The sequence below is a fragment of the Streptococcus sp. IMAU 99161 genome (assembly GCF_014435245.1).
Taxonomy (GTDB): domain Bacteria; phylum Bacillota; class Bacilli; order Lactobacillales; family Streptococcaceae; genus Streptococcus; species Streptococcus lactarius.
The window spans coordinates 59,251-80,189 of record NZ_JAAPAW010000010.1 but is presented as its reverse complement, the minus strand read 5'-3'; the positions used below and the strand labels follow the sequence as shown (position 1 = coordinate 80,189).

Genomic DNA, 20,939 nt, shown 5'->3' with positions numbered 1-20,939 from the left:
AACCGTTCTTATGGACCTACATGATGAATGGATTTATTCTTCAAGAAAATACATCAATTTTGATAAGTAGAAATGGTAAAAACATTGTATAGCATTTTACACAGGAGTCTGGACTTGACTGAGTTTTTAATTGATGATAATATGGTTTTTGATATTGATAATTTAAAAGGATTTCTTAATGATACCAGTTCATTTGGGTTTATAGCTAAAGAAAATAATAAAATTATAGGATTTGCATATTGCTATACACTTTTAAGACCTGATGGAAAAACAATGTTTTATTTACACTCAATAGGAATGTTACCTAACTATCAAGACAAAGGTTATGGTTCAAAATTATTATCTTTTATTAAGGAATATTCTAAAGAGATTGGTTGTTCTGAAATGTTTTTAATAACTGATAAAGGTAATCCTAGAGCTTGCCATGTATATGAAAAATTAGGTGGTAAAAATGATTATAAAGATGAAATAGTATATGTATATGATTATGAAAAAGGTGATAAATAAATGAATATAGTTGAAAATGAAATATGTATAAGAACTTTAATAGATGATGATTTTCCTTTGATGTTAAAATGGTTAACTGATGAAAGAGTATTAGAATTTTATGGTGGTAGAGATAAAAAATATACATTAGAATCATTAAAAAAACATTATACAGAGCCTTGGGAAGATGAAGTTTTTAGAGTAATTATTGAATATAACAATGTTCCTATTGGATATGGACAAATATATAAAATGTATGATGAGTTATATACTGATTATCATTATCCAAAAACTGATGAGATAGTCTATGGTATGGATCAATTTATAGGAGAGCCAAATTATTGGAGTAAAGGAATTGGTACAAGATATATTAAATTGATTTTTGAATTTTTGAAAAAAGAAAGAAATGCTAATGCAGTTATTTTAGACCCTCATAAAAATAATCCAAGAGCAATAAGGGCATACCAAAAATCTGGTTTTAGAATTATTGAAGATTTGCCAGAACATGAATTACACGAGGGCAAAAAAGAAGATTGTTATTTAATGGAATATAGATATGATGATAATGCCACAAATGTTAAGGCAATGAAATATTTAATTGAGCATTACTTTGATAATTTCAAAGTAGATAGTATTGAAATAATCGGTAGTGGTTATGATAGTGTGGCATATTTAGTTAATAATGAATACATTTTTAAAACAAAATTTAGTACTAATAAGAAAAAAGGTTATGCAAAAGAAAAAGCAATATATAATTTTTTAAATACAAATTTAGAAACTAATGTAAAAATTCCTAATATTGAATATTCGTATATTAGTGATGAATTATCTATACTAGGTTATAAAGAAATTAAAGGAACTTTTTTAACACCAGAAATTTATTCTACTATGTCAGAAGAAGAACAAAATTTGTTAAAACGAGATATTGCCAGTTTTTTAAGACAAATGCACGGTTTAGATTATACAGATATTAGTGAATGTACTATTGATAATAAACAAAATGTATTAGAAGAGTATATATTGTTGCGTGAAACTATTTATAATGATTTAACTGATATAGAAAAAGATTATATAGAAAGTTTTATGGAAAGACTAAATGCAACAACAGTTTTTGAGGGTAAAAAGTGTTTATGCCATAATGATTTTAGTTGTAATCATCTATTGTTAGATGGCAATAATAGATTAACTGGAATAATTGATTTTGGAGATTCTGGAATTATAGATGAATATTGTGATTTTATATACTTACTTGAAGATAGTGAAGAAGAAATAGGAACAAATTTTGGAGAAGATATATTAAGAATGTATGGAAATATAGATATTGAGAAAGCAAAAGAATATCAAGATATAGTTGAAGAATATTATCCTATTGAAACTATTGTTTATGGAATTAAAAATATTAAACAGGAATTTATCGAAAATGGTAGAAAAGAAATTTATAAAAGGACTTATAAAGATTGATTATATAATATATGAAAAGCTATTATAAAAGACATTAGTATTAAATAGTTTAAAAAAATGAAAAATAATAAAGGAAGTGAGTCAAGTCCAGACTCCTGTGTAAAATGCTATACAATGTTTTTACCATTTCTACTTATCAAAATTGATGTATTTTCTTGAAGAATAAATCCATTCATCATGTAGGTCCATAAGAACGGCTCCAATTAAGCGATTGGCTGATGTTTGATTGGGGAAGATGCGAATAATCTTTTCTCTTCTGCGTACTTCTTGATTCAGTCGTTCAATTAGATTGGTACTCTTTAGTCGATTGTGGGAATTGTAGCGAATCGTAAAGCCCTATCTACTGTCCGCAATAAAAAGAAAGAACTGAAAGACTTGGATAACCACGCTTGGCAAAGTGATAATGAAACCAGCTCCAATGTGGCGGAAGCTCTGGAAAGTGTGAATGAGCTGGAAACCAATTTAGACCAAAGCAAGGAATCTATGTACAAGCTGTCTTATGTGGTAAGGGTATCAGCAAATGATCTTGACGAACTCAAACGTCGTTGTAATGAAGTGAAAGATTTTTATGACGATTTAAGCGTAAAACCGGTACGACCATTTGGGGATATGCTCGGCTTACATGAAGAATTTTTACCTGCCAGCAAGCGTTATATGAATGATTATATTCAATACGTGACCTCTGATTTCCTCGCTGGTTTAGGTTTTGGTGCTACTCAAATGCTGGGGGAAAATGAGGGGATTTATGTTGGCTACAGCTTAGATACTGGACGCAATGTCTATCTGAAACCTGCTCTTGCCAGTCAAGGGGTTAAGGGTTCAGTAACCAATGCGTTAGCGTCGGCTTTTGTTGGTTCGCTGGGTGGTGGTAAATCCTTTGCGAATAACCTTATCGTCTATTATGCGGTGCTTTATGGGGCACAAGCAGTGATTGTAGACCCAAAAGCAGAACGTGGCAGATGGAAAGAAACCTTGCCAGAGATTTCCCATGAAATCAATATCGTCACTCTGACTTCTGATGAGAAAAACAAAGGCTTACTTGACCCTTATGTGATTATGAAAAATCCCAAAGATTCTGAATCACTGGCTATTGATATTCTGACATTCCTTACGGGGATTTCCTCTCGTGATGGGGAACGCTTCCCAATCCTTAGAAAAGCCATTCGTGCAGTAACCAATAGTGAAGTACGAGGGTTGATGAAAGTGATTGAGGAATTACGGGTTGAGAATACGCCACTAAGTACCAGTATAGCCGACCATATCGAAAGTTTTACAGACTATGACTTTGCACATTTATTATTCAGTAATGGTTATGTGGAGCAGTCTATCAGCTTAGAAAAACAACTGAACATTATACAGGTTGCGGACTTGGTACTTCCCGACAAGGAAACTTCCTTTGAGGAATATACCACTATGGAGCTTTTATCCGTTGCTATGCTGATTGTCATTAGTACCTTTGCTTTAGACTTTATCCATACAGACCGAAGCATTTTCAAGATTGTAGATTTAGACGAAGCATGGAGCTTTTTACAGGTAGCACAAGGAAAAACACTATCTATGAAGCTGGTTCGGGCTGGTCGTGCTATGAACGCTGGGGTATATTTCGTGACCCAAAATACAGACGACCTCTTAGATGAAAAACTGAAAAATAACCTCGGCTTAAAATTTGCATTTCGTTCCACTGACCTTAACGAGATTAAAAAGACCTTAGCCTTTTTTGGTGTAGACCCAGAGGACGAAAACAATCAGAAGCGATTGCGTGATTTGGAAAACGGGCAATGCCTTATCAGTGATTTATATGGTCGTGTCGGTGTGATACAGTTCCACCCTGTATTTGAAGAACTGCTCCATGCCTTTGATACCAGACCACCTGTGCGAAAAGAGGTGTAAATGTGAAACCATCAATAGTAAACAGAATAAAATCAAACTGGACGCTGAAACGTCTAGGTAAAGTGGCAATGACAGTGGCTTTCACACTTGTGATTGCCATTTTTCTTTTAGCCATGCTGGGAACGGTGGTTCAAGCTGCGGGCTTGGTAGATGATACGGTCAATGTGGCAAATGAATACAGCCGATACCCACTTGAAAACTATCAACTGGATTTTTATGTGGATAATAGCTGGGGCTGGCTTCCGTGGAACTGGTCGGACGGGATTGGAAAACAGGTCATGTATGGACTATATGCCATTACCAATTTTATTTGGACAATCAGTTTGTATGTTTCCAATGCGACAGGTTACTTAGTACAGGAAGCCTATTCCTTAGACTTCATTTCCGCTACAGCAGATTCCATTGGTAAGAATATGCAGACCTTAGCTGGTGTGAGTGCAAACGGATTTTCAACAGAGGGTTTCTATGTTGGATTCCTCTTACTCTTGATTTTGGTTCTTGGGGTTTATGTTGCCTATACGGGACTGATAAAGAGAGAAACCACAAAGGCAATTCATGCCATTATGAATTTTGTGCTGGTGTTTATCCTATCGGCTTCCTTTATTGCCTACGCTCCCGACTACATTAAAAAAATCAATGACTTTTCATCAGACATCAGTAATGCCAGTTTATCACTTGGCACGAAGATTGTCATGCCCCATTCCGATAGTCAAGGCAAGGACAGCGTGGACTTAATCAGAGATAGCCTGTTTTCCATACAGGTTCAGCAACCGTGGCTACTGCTTCAATACAACAGTTCAGACATTGAAAGTATCGGTATTGACCGTGTGGAAAGCCTGCTCTCCACCAGCCCAGATTCCAACAATGGCGAAGACAGAGAAAAAATTGTTGCGGAAGAAATTGAAGACAGAAGCAATACCAATCTAACCATTACAAAGACCATTAACCGTTTAGGTACAGTCTTCTTCCTATTTGTCTTCAATATTGGGATTTCCATATTTGTATTCCTATTAACAGGAATCATGATTTTCTCGCAGGTACTTTTTATCATCTATGCTATGTTTCTGCCTGTGAGCTTTATTTTAAGCATGATTCCATCATTTGATGGTATGTCAAAACGAGCCATAACAAAGCTCTTTAATACCATTTTGACACGAGCTGGAATCACATTGATTATTACGACAGCATTTAGTATTTCAACCATGCTCTATACCTTATCGGCTGGTTATCCGTTCTTTTTGATTGCTTTTCTACAGATTGTGACCTTTGCAGGAATCTACTTCAAGCTGGGCGATTTAATGAGTATGTTTTCTCTACAGAGTAACGATTCTCAAAGTGTGGGAAGTCGTGTGATGAGAAAACCTCGTATGCTTATGCACGCTCACATGCACCGTCTACAGCGGAAACTTGGACGTTCCATGACTACTCTAGGGGCTGGGTCTGCCATTGTTACAGGTAAAAAAGGACAGTCGGGTTCGGGGAGTTCTGCAAGGACACAAGCAGATCACTCCCGACCAGACGGAAAGGAAAAATCAACACTTGGAAAACGTATCGGTCAAACCATCGGTACAGTAGCTGATACCAAAGACAGAATGGTAGACACTGCTAGTGGTTTGAAAGAACAGGTTAAAGATTTGCCGACCAATGCAAGATATGCAGTATATCAAGGAAAATCCAAAGTAAAAGAGAATGTCCGTGATTTAACCAGTAGTATTTCTCAAACCAAAGCGGACAGAGCCAGTGGACGCAAGGAACAGCAGGAACAAAGGCGAAAAACCATTGCGAAGCGTCGCTCTGAAATGGAACAGGTCAAACAGAAAAAACAGCCTGCTTCTTCTGTTCATGAAAGACCGACTACAAGACAAGAACAATATCATGATGAACAGACCTCAAAACAGTCTAATATTCAGACTTCATATAAGGAATCTCAACAAGCCAAACAAGAGCGTCCAGCAGTTAAGTCCGATTTTTCAAGTCCAAAAGTGGAACGCCAAGGCAATACCGTTCAAGAAAAAACCGTTCAAAAGCCAGCAACTTCAACCACTACAGCAGATAGAACTTCACAACGTCCAATCACAAAAGAACGTCCGTCTACTGTTCAAAGAGTACCACTACAAAATACAAGAAGTAGACCACCAATCAAAACCGCCACCATTAAGAAAGTCGGTAAGAAACCATGAAGTTGAAAACTTTAGTGATTGGTGGTTCTGGATTATTCTTGATGGTCTTCTCACTGCTTCTGTTTGTTGCCATTTTATTTTCAGATGAACAGGACAGCGGAATTTCCAATATTCATTATGGAGGTGTGAATGTTTCCGCAGAAGTGCTGGCTCATAAGCCTATGGTAGAAAAATATGCCAAAGAATATGGCGTTGAAGAATATGTCAACATACTTCTTGCGATTATACAGGTGGAATCGGGCGGTACTGCGGAAGATGTTATGCAGTCCTCGGAATCCCTCGGTCTTCCACCTAATTCATTGAGTACAGAAGAATCCATTAAGCAAGGTGTGAAGTATTTCAGTGAATTATTAGCCAGTAGCGAAAGGCTCAGTGTAGATTTAGAATCGGTTATCCAGTCCTACAATTATGGTGGTGGTTTCTTAGGGTATGTGGCTAATCGTGGAAATAAATATACCTTTGAACTGGCTCAAAGTTTCTCAAAAGAGTATTCAGGTGGCGAAAAAGTGTCTTACCCCAATCCCATAGCCATACCTATCAATGGGGGCTGGCGATACAACTATGGCAATATGTTTTATGTGCAACTGGTAACGCAGTATCTTGTCACAACAGAGTTTGATGATGATACGGTACAAGCCATCATGGACGAAGCACTGAAATATGAGGGCTGGCGATACGTTTACGGTGGAGCTTCCCCGACTACTTCTTTTGATTGTAGCGGACTGACACAATGGACGTATGGAAAAGCTGGAATTAACTTACCACGAACCGCACAACAGCAATATGATGTGACCCAGCATATCCCACTATCGGAAGCACAAGCTGGCGATTTGGTTTTCTTTCATTCTACCTATAACGCTGGCTCTTATATTACTCATGTTGGGATATACCTTGGCAATAACCGTATGTTTCATGCAGGCGACCCAATCGGTTATGCCGACTTAACAAGCCCCTACTGGCAACAGCATTTAGTGGGAGCAGGACGAATCAAACAATGAGAAAGGAAGATTTAATGATGAAATTTAGAAAAAATCAGAATAAAGAAAAACAGATACCAAAGGAAAAGAAACCTCGTGTCTACTATAAGGTCAATCCTCATAAAAAGGTTGTGATTGCCTTGTGGGTACTTTTAGGGCTTAGTTTCAGCTTTGCGATATTCAAGCACTTTACAGCTATAGATACTCATACTATTCACGAAACAACTATCATAGAAAAGGAATACGTTGATACTCATCATGTAGAAAATTTTGTAGAGAACTTTGCGAAAGTCTACTATTCATGGGAGCAATCCGATAAGTCCATTGATAATCGAATGGAAAGTCTAAAAGGCTATCTGACAGATGAACTTCAAGCTCTCAATGTTGATACAGTACGCAAAGATATTCCTGTATCGTCTTCTGTAAGAGGATTTCAGATATGGACGGTAGAGCCAACTGGCGACAATGAGTTTAATGTAACCTACAGTGTAGACCAGCTCATTACAGAGGGAGAAAATACAAAGACCGTCCACTCTGCTTATATAGTGAGTGTCTATGTAGATGGTTCTGGAAATATGGTACTGGTTAAGAATCCGACCATTACCAACATACCTAAGAAATCAAGTTATAAACCAAAAGCCATTGAAAGTGAGGGGACGGTTGATTCCATTACAACCAATGAAATCAATGAGTTTTTAACGACGTTCTTCAAGCTCTATCCTACAGCGACAGCCAGTGAACTTTCCTACTATGTGAATGACGGGATATTAAAACCAATCGGAAAAGAGTACATCTTTCAAGAACTGGTAAATCCTATTCACAATCGTAAGGATAATCAAGTCACGGTATCGCTGACAGTGGAGTATATCGACCAGCAGACCAAAGCAACGCAGGTATCTCAATTTGATTTGGTACTTGAAAAGAACGGGAGTAATTGGAAGATTATAGAATAACAAATATTGGTACATTATTACAGCTATTTTGTAATCACGTACTCTCTTTGATAAAAAATTGGAGATTCCTTGACAAATATGCTCTTACGTGCTATTATTTAAGTATCTATTTAAAAGGAGTTAATAAATATGCGGCAAGGTATTCTTAAATAAACTGTCAATTTGATAGTGGGAACAAATAATTGGATGTCCTTTTTTAGGAGGGCTTAGTTTTTTGTACCCAGTTTAAGAATACCTTTATCATGTGATTCTAAAGTATCCAGAGAATATCTGTATGCTTTGTATACCTATGGTTATGCATAAAAATCCCAGTGATAAAAGTATTTATCACTGGGATTTTTATGCCCTTTTGGGTTTTTGAATGGAGGAAAATCACATGAAAATTATTAATATTGGAGTTTTAGCTCATGTTGATGCAGGAAAAACTACCTTAACAGAAAGCTTATTATATAACAGTGGAGCGATTACAGAATTAGGAAGCGTGGACAAAGGTACAACGAGGACGGATAATACGCTTTTAGAACGTCAGAGAGGAATTACAATTCAGACAGGAATAACCTCTTTTCAGTGGGAAAATACGAAGGTGAACATCATAGACACGCCAGGACATATGGATTTCTTAGCAGAAGTATATCGTTCATTATCAGTTTTAGATGGGGCAATTCTACTGATTTCTGCAAAAGATGGCGTACAAGCACAAACTCGTATATTATTTCATGCACTTAGGAAAATGGGGATTCCCACAATCTTTTTTATCAATAAGATTGACCAAAATGGAATTGATTTATCAACGGTTTATCAGGATATTAAAGAGAAACTTTCTGCCGAAATTGTAATCAAACAGAAGGTAGAACTGTATCCTAATATGTGTGTGACGAACTTTACCGAATCTGAACAATGGGATACGGTAATAGAGGGAAACGATGACCTTTTAGAGAAATATATGTCCGGTAAATCATTAGAAGCATTGGAACTCGAACAAGAGGAAAGCATAAGATTTCATAATTGTTCCCTGTTCCCTGTTTATCACGGAAGTGCAAAAAACAATATAGGGATTGATAACCTTATAGAAGTGATTACGAATAAATTTTATTCATCAACACATCGAGGTCAGTCTGAACTTTGCGGAAAAGTTTTCAAAATTGAGTATTCGGAAAAAAGACAGCGTCTTGCATATATACGTCTTTATAGTGGCGTACTGCATTTGCGAGATTCGGTTAGAATATCGGAAAAGGAAAAAATAAAAATTACAGAAATGTATACTTCAATAAATGGTGAATTATGTAAAATCGATAAGGCTTATTCCGGGGAAATTGTTATTTTGCAGAATGAGTTTTTGAAGTTAAATAGTGTTCTTGGAGATACAAAGCTATTGCCACAGAGAGAGAGAATTGAAAATCCCCTCCCTCTGCTGCAAACGACTGTTGAACCGAGCAAACCTCAACAAAGGGAAATGTTACTTGATGCACTTTTAGAAATCTTCGACAGTGACCCGCTTCTGCGATATTATGTGGATTCTGCGACACATGAAATCATACTTTCTTTCTTAGGGAAAGTACAAATGGAAGTGACTTGTGCTCTGCTGCAAGAAAAGTATCATGTGGAGATAGAAATAAAAGAGCCTACAGTCATTTATATGGAAAGACCGTTAAAAAAAGCAGAGTATACCATTCACATCGAAGTTCCACCGAATCCTTTCTGGGCTTCCATTGGTCTATCTGTAGCACCGCTTCCATTAGGGAGCGGAGTACAGTATGAGAGCTCGGTTTCTCTTGGATACTTAAATCAATCGTTTCAAAATGCAGTTATGGAGGGGATACGCTATGGCTGTGAACAAGGATTGTATGGTTGGAATGTGACGGACTGTAAAATCTGTTTTAAGTATGGCTTATACTATAGCCCTGTTAGTACCCCAGCAGATTTTCGGATGCTTGCTCCTATTGTATTGGAACAAGTCTTAAAAAAAGCTGGAACAGAATTGTTAGAGCCATATCTTAGTTTTAAAATTTATGCGCCACAGGAATATCTTTCACGAGCATACAACGATGCTCCTAAATATTGTGCGAACATCGTAGACACTCAATTGAAAAATAATGAGGTCATTCTTAGTGGAGAAATCCCTGCTCGGTGTATTCAAGAATATCGTAGTGATTTAACTTTCTTTACAAATGGACGTAGTGTTTGTTTAACAGAGTTAAAAGGGTACCATGTTACTACCGGTGAACCTGTTTGCCAGCCCCGTCGTCCAAATAGTCGGATAGATAAAGTACGATATATGTTCAATAAAATAACTTAGTGTATTTTATGTTGTTATATAAATATGGTTTCTTGTTAAATAAGATGAAATATTTTTGGCTCTGTCACAACAAATGGTTGATTTTGACGAGAAATAGCGTATAATAATAGTAAGAAACAGTACCACCGAAGGAGGTAATTGGATATGCCTACTATCAAAGACGCATTAGATATTATCGGTAAGTTGACTGTCGCAGAGCAGGAAAGCCTTAAAACAATGCTTTTAAGTCCTGCCTTTGTAAAGCCTTTGAATATTGAAGATTTCGTAGCAAAGGAACGCTTTGCAAATGGTCGTGTATGCCCTCTTTGTGGCTGTATCCATGTGGTTCGCAATGGTCATCGTAAAGATGGCACACAGCGATATGTATGTAAGGATTGTGGCAAGTCCTTCGTGATTGCTACGAACTCCATTGTGTCTGGTACAAGAAAAGACTTGTCCGTGTGGGAGCAGTACATTGATTGTATGATGAATGGCTTATCCATTCGTAAGACTGCTGTTGCTTGTGGGATTCACAGAAACACCGCATTCCTTTGGAGACACAAGATTTTGGATGCACTTCAGAATATGGCAGACGATGTTACCCTTGACGGCATTATTGAGGCTGACGAAACTTTTTTCGCCATCTCGTACAAGGGCAATCATAGCAAGAGTAAGACATTTGCTATGCCACGCAAGGCTCATAAGCGTGGTCATTCTACACATATCAGAGGCTTGTCCCAAGAAAAGGTATGTGTTCCTTGTGCGGTTAATAGGAATGGCTTGTCTATCTCCAAGATTACGAATACTGGTAGAGTTTCTACAAGAGATTTACATCATATTTATGATGGTAGGATTAAGACCAATTCCACTCTTGTTACGGACAAGATGAACTCCTATGTGAGATTTACAAATGCCAATGGCATTGACCTTGTGCAGTTAAAGACTGGCAAAGCCAAGAAAGGCATTTATAATATCCAACATATCAATAGCTACCATAGCCAGCTAAAGAGGTTTATGCGTGGCTTTAACGGTGTTTCTACCAAGTATCTGAACAACTATCTTGTGTGGAATAACCTTGTAAATTACGCCAAAGAAAGCGACATGGAGAAAAGGAACATCTTCTTAACTTTCGTTTTGGCAACATTGAAAACTGCTAAATGCAGAGATTTATCAAACAGACCAGCAGTTCCTCTGGTCGCCTAATTAGAATTTGTGGAGATGATAAGATGGTCAATATAACAGATGTAAAACAGATTCTTCAATTTGCAATAGATGCGGAGATTAAAGTCTTTCTTGATGGTGGCTGGGGTGTAGATGCTCTTCTTGGATATCAGTCAAGAGCCCATAATGATATTGACATTTTTGTAGAAAAGAACGATTATCAGAACTTTATAGAAATAATGAAAGCTAATGGCTTTTATGAGATTAAGATGGAATATACAACATTGAACCATACTGTATGGGAAGATTTGAAAAACAGAATTATTGATTTGCATTGTTTTGAATATACGGACGAAGGTGAAATTCTTTATGATGGGGATTGTTTTCCGGTAGAAACTTTTTCGGGTAAAGGAAGAATTGAGGAAATAGAGGTTTCCTGTATTGAACCATATAGTCAAGTAATGTTCCATCTGGGATACGAGTTTGATGAAAATGATGCACATGATGTGAAGTTATTGTGTGAGACACTTCATATCGAAATTCCAAATGAGTATAGATAACTGCAAATAACAGTTTGTAGGGGAGTTCTGATACTCCCCTATAAAAATGGCTATTTATCAACTGTTTGTTGTGACATAGCCATATTTTTTAATAAAGATTTGAATTAAAGTGTAAAGGAGGAGATAGTTATTATAAACTACAAGTGGATATTGTGTCCTGTATGTGGAAATAAAACATGATTAAAGATAAGGGAAGATACTGAATTAAAAAAATTCCCCCTCTATTGTCCGAAATGCAGACAAGAAAATTTAATTGAAATAAAGCAGTTCAAAGTAACTGTGATTACAGAGCCAGACGCAAAGACGCAGAGCCGATAAAATGAGATTAATACAATCTCATTTTATCGGCTCTTTCCGTTATGTATGGATTCTTTTAATTAGTCTTCGATGTTTCTTGCTTCGTTGATACCGCTGGCTAAAGATTCCATTAAGGATAGTTCTTTGTCTGTAAAGCTATCCATGTATTTCTCTATCTGTAATCGTCGGGTGCTTTTTACCAAGTTATTAGCAGGTAAGAAAAATTCATCAACGGAAACATGAAGTAACGATACAAGGTCATAAAGAACTTGTATGCTGGGGTGTTGCCCTTTATTTTCAATATTAGTTAAGTACCGTGTGTCAATTTCAATCAATGCTCCCACTTGTTCACGAGTTAAACCTCGTTTCAATCGAGCTTCTTTAATGGCTAAACCAAAGGCTCTAAAATCATATTTATCTTCTTTTTTACGCATAGTAGACCACCTCTATACATTTTATTGTTCCTACTGAATTAAAAACAGGTATAGAAAAACGTGTTATATGGTTTATAGGTTTATATTTAATAAAAAGCACTACTAAACGCCAATAAAAAAAACCGTTATATGGTAGTGCTATTTATGCTGTTAAAATATTGTATCTTACTTCCAAATGGCGGTTTGTTGGAGGTCAACGTCGCCATGAAGTACATCATATACAATAAATTTCCTTACATTGGGTTCTTGTCAAAAAAAGTCGTCTATCTGCAATAGATAAGTACGTCCACCAATGTGGTTTTATAAATCATATAGATAGAATAACAGAAGCATGTAAACAGAGAAATAAATCTGTTTATATGCTTTTTTGGCTATTCAGAACTTTTTTACAAAGTTTATTTATCAGTAATGCAACAAATCCCCCTTTCACATTGGGACTAAGAGTGAAAGGAGATAAACGAGCAAGGCTCACTTCCTTTCCTAGACAGAAAGGGGGTGAGAAACATGAAACCATCTTCTTTTCAGACCACAATAGAAAATCAGTTTGACTATATCTGTAAACGTGCTATGGAAGACGAGCGAAAGAATTATATGCTTTATCTTTCAAGGATTGCAAAGCGTGAGGTGTCCTTTTCGGATGTTGGCGATTATCTTGTTAGCCAGTTTGCGACAACAGATAACTATTCAACTGACTTTCAGATTTTTACACTCAATGGGTTATCAGTAGGCGTTGAAAATGATTTGTTGAGTGAAGCATTACGTGAGTTGCCAGACAAGAAACGTGAAATTCTACTGCTGTTTTACTTTATGGACATGAGCGATTCAGAAATTGCAGACCTGTTGAAATTGAACCGTTCTACTGTCTATCGGCATAGAACCAGTGGACTAGCCTTAATTAAAAAGTTTATGGAGGAATTTGAAGAATGAAAACACAATATCCTATGATTCCCTTTCCTCTCATTGTAAAGGCAACAGATGGCGATACCGAAGCGATTAACCAGATTCTACATCATTACAGAGGGTACATAACGAAACGTTCCCTACGACTTATGAAAGATGAATATGGCAATCAAAGTATGGTCGTTGATGAAGTCTTACGTGGAAGAATGGAAACCAGACTGATTACAAAGATTCTGTCATTTGAAATTAAGTAATAACCTCTCTCTTTTCGTGGAAGCGTGCCATACTATTCCACGCTTCCCGAACAGGGAGGTTTGTTATTCCATCAAAGCATATTGAGCTTTCAATGTGTTTTGATAGGCTAACGAGCCATTGTTCTTTGAAAACTGAATAAAAGTAATCGAATACGTTTCGATAAGAAAAGAGCCAACGGAACTAACCGCCATGACCTATCTTCTAAAGATAGCGAGCGATTCATGTTAGTGATCCGAGAAGCAATCTTTAGCAGGATTGCCTGCAACGACATTCTTATCGTGATAATGATACTCCCATACAGTCAATAGTCCGAGCGTGATAAAACCGTCGCAGGCAATGAGTATGGCTACATGAGAACCATGCAGGGGTGGAACTCCCGTGAGCTTTGCTAAAGCTGTTCGATTGCTGGTAAAACAACTTTTATGAAATCCAAATAAGTGATTTGGAAAGGAGGATTTTATGAAGCAGACTGACATTCCTATTTGGGAACGTTATACCCTAACCATTGAAGAAGCGTCAAAATATTTTCGTATTGGCGAAAACAAGCTACGACGCTTGGCAGAGGAAAATAAAAATGCAAATTGGCTGATTATGAATGGCAATCGTATTCAGATTAAACGAAAACAATTTGAAAAAATTATAGATACATTGGACGCAATCTAGCGTCGCCAAAGGGTCTTGTATATGATAAAATAGTATTAAGTCGTATCAAGGCTCTTTCCATAAAGGAAAGGAGCAAATGCCATGTCAGAAAAAAGACGTGACAATAAAGGTCGAATCTTAAAGACTGGAGAGAGCCAACGAAAAGACGGAAGATACTTATACAAATATATAGATTCATTTGGAGAACCGCAATTTGTTTACTCGTGGAAACTTGTGGCTACAGACCGAGTACCAGCAGGAAAGCGTGATTGTATCTCACTTAGAGAGAAAATCGCAGAGTTACAGAAAGACATTCATGATGGTATTGATGTTGTAGGAAAGAAAATGACACTCTGCCAGCTTTACGCAAAACAGAACGCTCAAAGACCAAAGGTTAGAAAAAACACTGAAACTGGACGCAAATATCTTATGGATATTTTGAAGAAAGACAAGTTAGGTGTAAGAAGTATTGACAGTATTAAGCCATCAGACGCTAAAGAATGGGCTATTAGAATGAGTGAAAATGGTTATGCTTATCAAACCATCAATAACTACAAACGTTCTTTAAAGGCTTCATTCTATATTGCTATACAAGATGATTGTGTTCGGAAGAATCCATTTGACTTTCAACTGAAAGCAGTTCTTGATGATGATACTGTCCCTAAGACCGTACTAACAGAAGAACAGGAAGAAAAACTGTTAGCCTTTGCAAAAGCTGATAAAACCTACAGCAAAAATTATGATGAAATTCTGATACTCTTAAAAACAGGTCTTCGTATTTCAGAGTTTGGTGGTTTGACACTTCCAGATTTAGATTTTGAGAATCGTCTTGTCAATATAGACCATCAGCTATTGAGAGATACTGAAATTGGGTACTACATTGAAACACCAAAGACCAAAAGTGGCGAACGTCAAGTTCCTATGGTTGAAGAAGCCTATCAAGCATTTAAGCGAGTGTTAGCGAATCGAAAGAATGATAAGCGTGTTGAGATTGATGGATATAGTGATTTCCTCTTTCTTAATAGAAAGAACTATCCAAAAGTGGCAAGTGATTACAACGGCATGATGAAAGGTCTTGTTAAGAAATACAATAAGTATAACGAGGATAAATTGCCACACATCACTCCACATAGTTTGCGACATACATTCTGTACCAACTATGCAAATGCAGGAATGAATCCAAAGGCATTACAGTACATTATGGGACATGCTAATATAGCCATGACGCTGAACTATTACGCACATGCAACATTCGATTCTGCAATGGCAGAAATGAAACGCTTGAATAAAGAGAAGCAACAGGAGCGTCTTGTTGCTTAGTAGTACAAATGAATTTACTACTTATTTACCACTTCTGACAGCTAAGACATGAGGAAATATGCAAAGAAACGTGAAGTATCTTCCTACAGTAAAAATACTCGAAAGCACATAGAATAAGGCTTTACGAGCATTTAAGAAAATATAAAAAGATAATTAGAAATTTATACTTTGTTTCAGCTAAAATAAGTAAAGTGATTCTGCAAAGGAATAAATATCTACCTAATTTGTATAACAAATTAAGAGAATATTAAAACTTTCCGCTGTGAGAAAAGTGAGGCTGGGACAAAAGTCCTAGCCTCTTCTTGTTTTTGGATTGTCGAGCAAGACGCAGTGGTTGAGTGGGCTCTACTACGCTGATTTCATCAGCTTTTACAGCCCTACTCAACTGTGCGGAGGTGGGACGACGAAATCGAATTCTGACGAATGACCGATTTCTGTCCCACTCTCACTCGGAATTATTGAGAGTAAAACAGTTTGGGAAACTGTTTTAGCCTGAGCCCAGAAATTAAAGAGCGAAGAGGCTCAATATGAATTGAACACGGGCTGCGGATTGTGTCAAAATGATAAATTCTCCTAGAATCGAAAGATTTTGCGTCAGACTCCCTATTTTGACTTTATCCACAGTCGCCCTTAGTATCTTTATTTAGTCATGGTACTTCCTGGATTGCTGAAATCATCCACTGGATAATTTCACCTAACGTCCGTACTCACCTTAGGAAAGTTTTTAATATGTCTTTTAAGCATTTTTAAATTTGAAAATGCTTTTATAGTACAAAAAAAGCATCTAGCAAAATTGCTAGATGTAAGTGTTATCACCAGGAAGTGTCTATTTATGTTTGGAATTCATAACTTGTCCCTTAAGTATGGCAAGAAAACATTATTGCATCCAACATCTCTAAAGTTCCAAGAGGGGAAATCATATACAACTTATAGAAAATCCTCGTTGTTGAATAAGATTGGACTGATTTCAATCAAGGTTTCTAAAGGGGATATAGCTGTAAAATATTATATATATACCGTATTGTTAAACCAAGAAGGTACCAAAATTAAGGTTTCGGAGCTTATAAACTTAAGAAAGTTGTCTCATGTATTTGTACTTTTTTTATTGTCTTTTTGTAACAAAGTGACGTAGTCACTTTTAGTGTGGAATAGGTGAGATAAAAAAACAGTGTTTCGTTTTTGGTCAATGAAGTAAAGCAAAACATATTGGTCTATAATTTTTCCTCGTGAGGGATACTTGCTGTTAATCTTTACTCCGATTTTCTCATCAGCGTCAAAGCCTGCTTCAGGAAAAATCTCTAAACTTTTTAAGCTGTCTAAGATTTTAGCCACAGTATTTTTGGCGGATTGAGGGGATAGAAGTACCGTAGCTATATAGTCGTGTATATTCTCGATAGCTTCCTCGACCTCTTTTGAAGCAATCACTTTATAAGCCATAACGTACCCTCATATCGTCTAGGGAAGTTCCTTCGCCTGCCTCGTATTCTCTCAAGGCACGCTCAGATTGGGCTTGTAATTCTTCAATCAACTGTTCTCTATGTAGATCTTCGGCCGTCTTAATAGGCAAATCTTGCTCCAGGACTATTTGCTCCACAAATAAAGAAATAGCATCTGTCATTGTCATTCCCTTTTCCTTGATAATTTTTCGAGCTTGTTCCATAGTGGCTTCATTCAGTTTAAAATTGTATTGTTTCGATAAAGTTAAAGCCATGATATATCTCCAATCTATACGTTATAGATTGATTATATACTAGATATAGACTTTAATCAAGAAAAAAGAGAGCGGGATAGAAATCGGTCATTCGTTAGAATTCGATTTCGTTGTCCCACCTCCGCACAGTTGAGTAGGGCTGTAAAAGCTGATGAAATCAGCGTAGTAGAGCCCACTCAAGGACTGCGTCTTGCTCGATAATCCAAAAACAAGAAGAGGCTAGGACTTTTGTCCCAGCCTCCTCAGAAATCATGAGGGTATATTATCTTTTTAAACGTTTAGCACTTTATCCAAGAATTCTTTCAATCGTGGGTGTTGGGGGTTATCGAAAATTTGGTCTGGTTTGCCGTCTTCGAGGAATTCCCCATCTGCGGTGAAGATGACCCGATTGGCTACTTGGCGGGCAAATCCCATCTCGTGGGTGACGATAATCATGGTCATCCCTTGCTTGGCCAAGTCCTTCATAACGTTCAATACATCTCCAACCATCTCAGGGTCAAGGGCAGAAGTCGGTTCGTCAAAGAGCATAATATCTGGATTCATGGCGAGTCCACGGGCAATGGCCACACGTTGTTTTTGACCACCGGAAAGGCTGTTTGGATTGGCATCGGCTTTATCTGCGAGACCAACTTTTTCCAATAATTCCATTCCGACTTTTTGAGCTTCTTCGCGAGTCATCCGTTTGTGCTCTACCGGCGCAAACATAATGTTTTCTAGCACGCTCATGTGAGGGAAGAGGTTGAAGTGTTGGAAAACCATCCCAATATTTTCACGGACCAAATCAACATTGGTTTTTGGATCGGTTAGATCATATCCATTTACGGTAATTTGACCTTTTGTCACTTCTTCGAGGAGGTTGAGACTCCGAAGGAAGGTCGATTTACCAGAACCGGACGGTCCGATAATACAGACCACATCCCCTTCGTAGAATTTCGCGGAGATTCCTTTTAAGACCTCATTTTCACCATAGTATTTGTGGAGGTCATGGACATCAATTTTTAATTTAGTCATTAGTTAACCTTCTTTTCTAATTGTTTTGCAAAGCGTGTTAGCAAGGTGATAATCACGAGGTAGAAGACGGCAAGGATAGCATACATCTTGAAACTTTGGTAGTTTCGAGCAATAATGATCTTACCAGTTTGGAAGAGTTCGACCAATCCGATCGCAGAAACGATCGTCGTATCTTTCAGCGCAATGACGAATTGGTTCACAAAGTTTGGAAGCATGAGTTTGGTTGCTTGTGGCAAGATGATCTTACGCATGGTCTTGCCATAAGAGATTCCAAGGCTTCGGCTGGCTTCCATCTGTCCAATCGGTACAGCTTGAATCCCCCCACGGACAATTTCTGCGATATAAGCAGCAGCATTGAGGGAGAGGGCGATGGTACCTGCGACAAAGTCGTTGATTGGGGATTGATGACCTGTGACAGATTCAATCAAGTTTGGAATTCCCCAGAAGATGAAGGCAGCAAGGATCATGAGTGGGATCCCGCGAATAACATCGACAAAGATTTCTGCTGTCCAGCGGAGCCATTTATAAGGGCTAACACTAAACATCCCAAAGATAACACCGATCACCATAGCAATGGCGAAAGAGAGAAGTGCAAGGGCAAGGGTTACACCCAAACCACTTAACAATTGTTTGTAGTTGTTTTGAAGTAAGCCCCAGATCGTTGTTTCATCTGCTGTTGTACTTGAAGTACTTGATTTGCTATCTGACTTAAGATATTTATCGAGAATCTTTTGGTATTGGCCATTTTTCTTCAAGTTTGCAAGACCGTTATTGAACATTTCGATCAATTCAGGATTTTCACCTTTTTTAACCGCAAACGCTAGTTGACCACTTGGAGTTCCTTCGATAGGTGTTTTGAATTTACGTCCTTGTTTAATAGCATATTTGATGACGGGTTCATCATCCATAATCGCTGCAACCGAACCAGAATTCAAGCTGTCATACATAGAAGCCCCATCAGAGAAAGTTTTGATCTTGTAACCATATTTCTTTTGGTTTTCTTCAAGGAAGGTCTGCGATGCAGTTCCGTTTTTAACACCGACCGTCTTTCCTTTTAAGTCATCATAAGAATCAATATTGCTACTTTCTTGAACGGCTAGAATAGAATTGGCAGTGTAGTATGGTTCAGAAAAATCAAATGTTTCTTTCCGAGCATCGGTCACAGTCATTCCTGCGATCATTCCTTGGGCATGACCAGATTGGACATCACTTACCGCAGCGTCAAATCCAGGGTTATCAATTTCAATGGTAAATCCTTGGTCTTTGGCAATGGCCTTGATCAAATCCATATCGATTCCTGTATACTTATTTTTCCCATTTTGGAAAACGAATGGGGCAAAGGAAGAATCACTTGAGATACTATATTTTGATTTTTGGGGGCTTGCTTTTTGACCAGCAGGAGTAGTTGTTTCTGGAACAGCACTGTTAGCAGTTGATTGACTTTCACCTGTCCATTTCTTGATGATCTTATCAAGTGTTCCATCAGCTTTCATTTGGGCGAGGGCCTTGTTAAATTGAGTGATCAATTTTTCATGTTTCCCACCTTTTTTAACACCAAAGGCAAAGCCACCGACTGCTTCCCCATCCATATTGATCGCTAGGTCCTGACCTTTTTGGATGGCATATTGAATGACGGGTTGGTCGTCCATCACAGCATCCACTGCACCAGTCGATAAGCTATTGTACATGAGATCACCCGTATCAAAAGTCGTGATACTGTAGCCATACTTGTCCTTGTTTTTATCAAGGAAGCGTTGAGCTGCAGTTCCGTTTTTAACACCGACTTTCTTCCCTTTTAATTGGCTGTACTTCGTGATTTTGTCAGCTTTCGTAGTCGCAATGACAACTTTTGTATCGTAGTAAGTATCAGACATGGTGAAGACTTTTTCACGTTCAGTTGTTTTGGTCATTCCAGCCATAATGGCATCCGCTTGACCAGCTTGGACAGCATTGATTGCAGCATCAAATCCAGGGAAGGATTTATCTAAATCCCAGCCATTGATTTCAGCGACCTTGTCCAAGATTTCTACGTCAATTCCTTTATAGGTTTGATCTGAATCTTTAAATTCAAATGGAGCATAAGCTGTGTCGAAAACGACCTTGATCGTCTCAGCATGAGCATGACCAGCGAATGCTACCAGTGGAAATAAGAAAAGCAAATAGGCTAGTAATTTTTTCTTCATTTCTGTCTCCTTTTTCTTCATTTCTCTTTAGGTGTTTGACCCATGAGTGGATCGACCAAAGGATGGCCTAAAAAATAAATCATTCATACCGGATAGAATATGAATGATCTTATGTTTTTCTATAAAAGCTATTATATCAGAAAAATATCAGTTTAGCAAGAAAAATCAACTTTTTATGTTAGGTTTTCTGACATGAAGTTCATGCATTACTGATTTTTTGGAGTCATTGGAGTCATAAATGAA

19 protein-coding genes and 3 pseudogenes are annotated in these 20,939 nt (G+C 37.5%); 15 read left to right on the top strand and 7 right to left on the bottom strand.

Annotated features, from left to right (window positions below; genetic code table 11):
• Positions 1–114: 114 nt before the first annotated feature.
• Positions 115–507: a GNAT family N-acetyltransferase gene (locus HA044_RS05490; protein WP_053019407.1), complete on the top strand. Its 393-nt coding sequence runs from the start codon at positions 115–117 to the stop codon at positions 505–507.
• Positions 508–1,947, top strand: a complete 1,440-nt coding sequence (gene aph(2'')-Ia / locus HA044_RS05485) for an aminoglycoside O-phosphotransferase APH(2'')-Ia (protein ID WP_001028144.1) — start codon at positions 508–510, stop codon at positions 1,945–1,947. It begins immediately after the preceding gene.
• Positions 1,948–2,076: 129 nt separating this feature from the next.
• Here the strand turns inward: aph(2'')-Ia and HA044_RS05480 are convergent.
• Positions 2,077–2,280, bottom strand: a pseudogene (locus tag HA044_RS05480) (transposase); the annotation flags it as partial.
• Here HA044_RS05480 and HA044_RS05475 point away from each other — a divergent pair.
• The 9 genes and pseudogenes from HA044_RS05475 to HA044_RS05435 form a co-directional block, all read left to right on the top strand.
• Positions 2,257–3,837, top strand: a pseudogene (locus HA044_RS05475) (ATP-binding protein); the annotation flags it as partial. The pseudogenes HA044_RS05480 and HA044_RS05475 overlap by 24 nt on opposite strands.
• 2 nt (positions 3,838–3,839) lie before the next feature.
• Entirely contained in the window at positions 3,840–6,017 is a 2,178-nt protein-coding gene (locus tag HA044_RS05470) for a CD3337/EF1877 family mobilome membrane protein (RefSeq protein WP_000804748.1), read from the top strand.
• Entirely contained in the window at positions 6,014–7,015 is a 1,002-nt protein-coding gene (locus tag HA044_RS05465) for a lysozyme family protein (protein WP_000769868.1), read from the top strand. Before HA044_RS05470 ends, HA044_RS05465 begins: the two co-directional genes overlap by 4 nt.
• Positions 7,012–7,947, top strand: coding sequence for a conjugal transfer protein (locus tag HA044_RS05460; RefSeq protein ID WP_001224320.1), 936 nt, complete (start codon positions 7,012–7,014; stop codon positions 7,945–7,947). The genes HA044_RS05465 and HA044_RS05460 overlap by 4 nt, the downstream gene beginning before the upstream one ends.
• Before the next feature lie 313 nt (positions 7,948–8,260).
• Positions 8,261–8,308 (top strand): annotated as a pseudogene (locus HA044_RS10155) (hypothetical protein); the annotation flags it as partial.
• Between the two features lie 15 nt (positions 8,309–8,323).
• Positions 8,324–10,243 carry a tetracycline resistance ribosomal protection protein Tet(M) gene (gene tet(M), locus HA044_RS05450; protein ID WP_187539991.1) on the top strand — a complete coding sequence of 640 codons (1,920 nt, stop codon included), beginning with the start codon at positions 8,324–8,326 and terminating at the stop codon, positions 10,241–10,243.
• Positions 10,244–10,387: 144 nt separating this feature from the next.
• The gene (locus tag HA044_RS05445) at positions 10,388–11,425 is read left to right on the top strand and encodes an IS1595-like element ISSag10 family transposase (RefSeq protein ID WP_056994926.1); all 1,038 of its coding nucleotides are present in this window, start codon (positions 10,388–10,390) and stop codon (positions 11,423–11,425) included.
• A gap of 23 nt (positions 11,426–11,448) precedes the next feature.
• Complete coding sequence (gene lnu(C) / locus HA044_RS05440; protein WP_019543803.1) at positions 11,449–11,943, top strand: lincosamide nucleotidyltransferase Lnu(C); 495 nt, start codon at positions 11,449–11,451, stop codon at positions 11,941–11,943.
• 186 nt (positions 11,944–12,129) lie between these two features.
• Positions 12,130–12,261: a cysteine-rich KTR domain-containing protein gene (locus HA044_RS05435; protein WP_080961458.1), complete on the top strand. Its 132-nt coding sequence runs from the start codon at positions 12,130–12,132 to the stop codon at positions 12,259–12,261.
• Between the two features lie 59 nt (positions 12,262–12,320).
• Here HA044_RS05435 and HA044_RS05430 read toward each other — a convergent pair whose 3' ends face one another.
• On the bottom strand, positions 12,321–12,674 hold the full coding sequence (locus tag HA044_RS05430; RefSeq protein WP_187539989.1) for a helix-turn-helix transcriptional regulator: 354 nt from the start codon (positions 12,672–12,674) through the stop codon (positions 12,321–12,323).
• Between the two features lie 504 nt (positions 12,675–13,178).
• On the opposite strand from HA044_RS05430, the gene HA044_RS05425 reads away from it, so the two are divergent.
• Both HA044_RS05425 and HA044_RS05420 read left to right on the top strand, forming a co-directional pair.
• On the top strand, positions 13,179–13,601 hold the full coding sequence (locus tag HA044_RS05425; protein ID WP_000804885.1) for a sigma-70 family RNA polymerase sigma factor: 423 nt from the start codon (positions 13,179–13,181) through the stop codon (positions 13,599–13,601).
• On the top strand, positions 13,598–13,828 hold the full coding sequence (locus HA044_RS05420; protein ID WP_000857133.1) for a helix-turn-helix domain-containing protein: 231 nt from the start codon (positions 13,598–13,600) through the stop codon (positions 13,826–13,828). Before HA044_RS05425 ends, HA044_RS05420 begins: the two co-directional genes overlap by 4 nt.
• A 225-nt stretch (positions 13,829–14,053) precedes the next feature.
• Here HA044_RS05420 and HA044_RS10000 read toward each other — a convergent pair whose 3' ends face one another.
• Entirely contained in the window at positions 14,054–14,305 is a 252-nt protein-coding gene (locus HA044_RS10000; protein WP_001845478.1) for a hypothetical protein, read from the bottom strand.
• On the opposite strand from HA044_RS10000, the gene HA044_RS05415 reads away from it, so the two are divergent.
• Positions 14,289–14,492, top strand: a complete 204-nt coding sequence (locus HA044_RS05415) for an excisionase (protein ID WP_000814511.1) — start codon at positions 14,289–14,291, stop codon at positions 14,490–14,492. The genes HA044_RS10000 and HA044_RS05415 overlap by 17 nt on opposite strands.
• A gap of 81 nt (positions 14,493–14,573) precedes the next feature.
• Positions 14,574–15,791, top strand: a complete 1,218-nt coding sequence (locus tag HA044_RS05410) for a tyrosine-type recombinase/integrase (RefSeq protein ID WP_001291561.1) — start codon at positions 14,574–14,576, stop codon at positions 15,789–15,791.
• A gap of 1,083 nt (positions 15,792–16,874) precedes the next feature.
• Here HA044_RS05410 and HA044_RS05405 read toward each other — a convergent pair.
• The 4 genes from HA044_RS05405 to HA044_RS05390 form a co-directional block, all read right to left on the bottom strand.
• Positions 16,875–17,228 (bottom strand): type II toxin-antitoxin system RelE/ParE family toxin, encoded by a 354-nt coding sequence (locus HA044_RS05405; protein WP_187539987.1) that lies wholly within the window; start codon positions 17,226–17,228, stop codon positions 16,875–16,877.
• A complete protein-coding gene (locus HA044_RS05400; protein ID WP_187539986.1) occupies positions 17,218–17,502 on the bottom strand; it encodes a type II toxin-antitoxin system RelB/DinJ family antitoxin in 285 nt (94 codons plus the stop codon). Before HA044_RS05400 ends, HA044_RS05405 begins: the two co-directional genes overlap by 11 nt.
• Positions 17,503–17,772: 270 nt before the next feature.
• Positions 17,773–18,513, bottom strand: coding sequence for an amino acid ABC transporter ATP-binding protein (locus HA044_RS05395; protein WP_187539984.1), 741 nt, complete (start codon positions 18,511–18,513; stop codon positions 17,773–17,775).
• Positions 18,513–20,696 carry an amino acid ABC transporter substrate-binding protein/permease gene (locus HA044_RS05390; RefSeq protein WP_187539983.1) on the bottom strand — a complete coding sequence of 728 codons (2,184 nt, stop codon included), beginning with the start codon at positions 20,694–20,696 and terminating at the stop codon, positions 18,513–18,515. Before HA044_RS05390 ends, HA044_RS05395 begins: the two co-directional genes overlap by 1 nt.
• Positions 20,697–20,939: the final 243 nt, after the last annotated feature.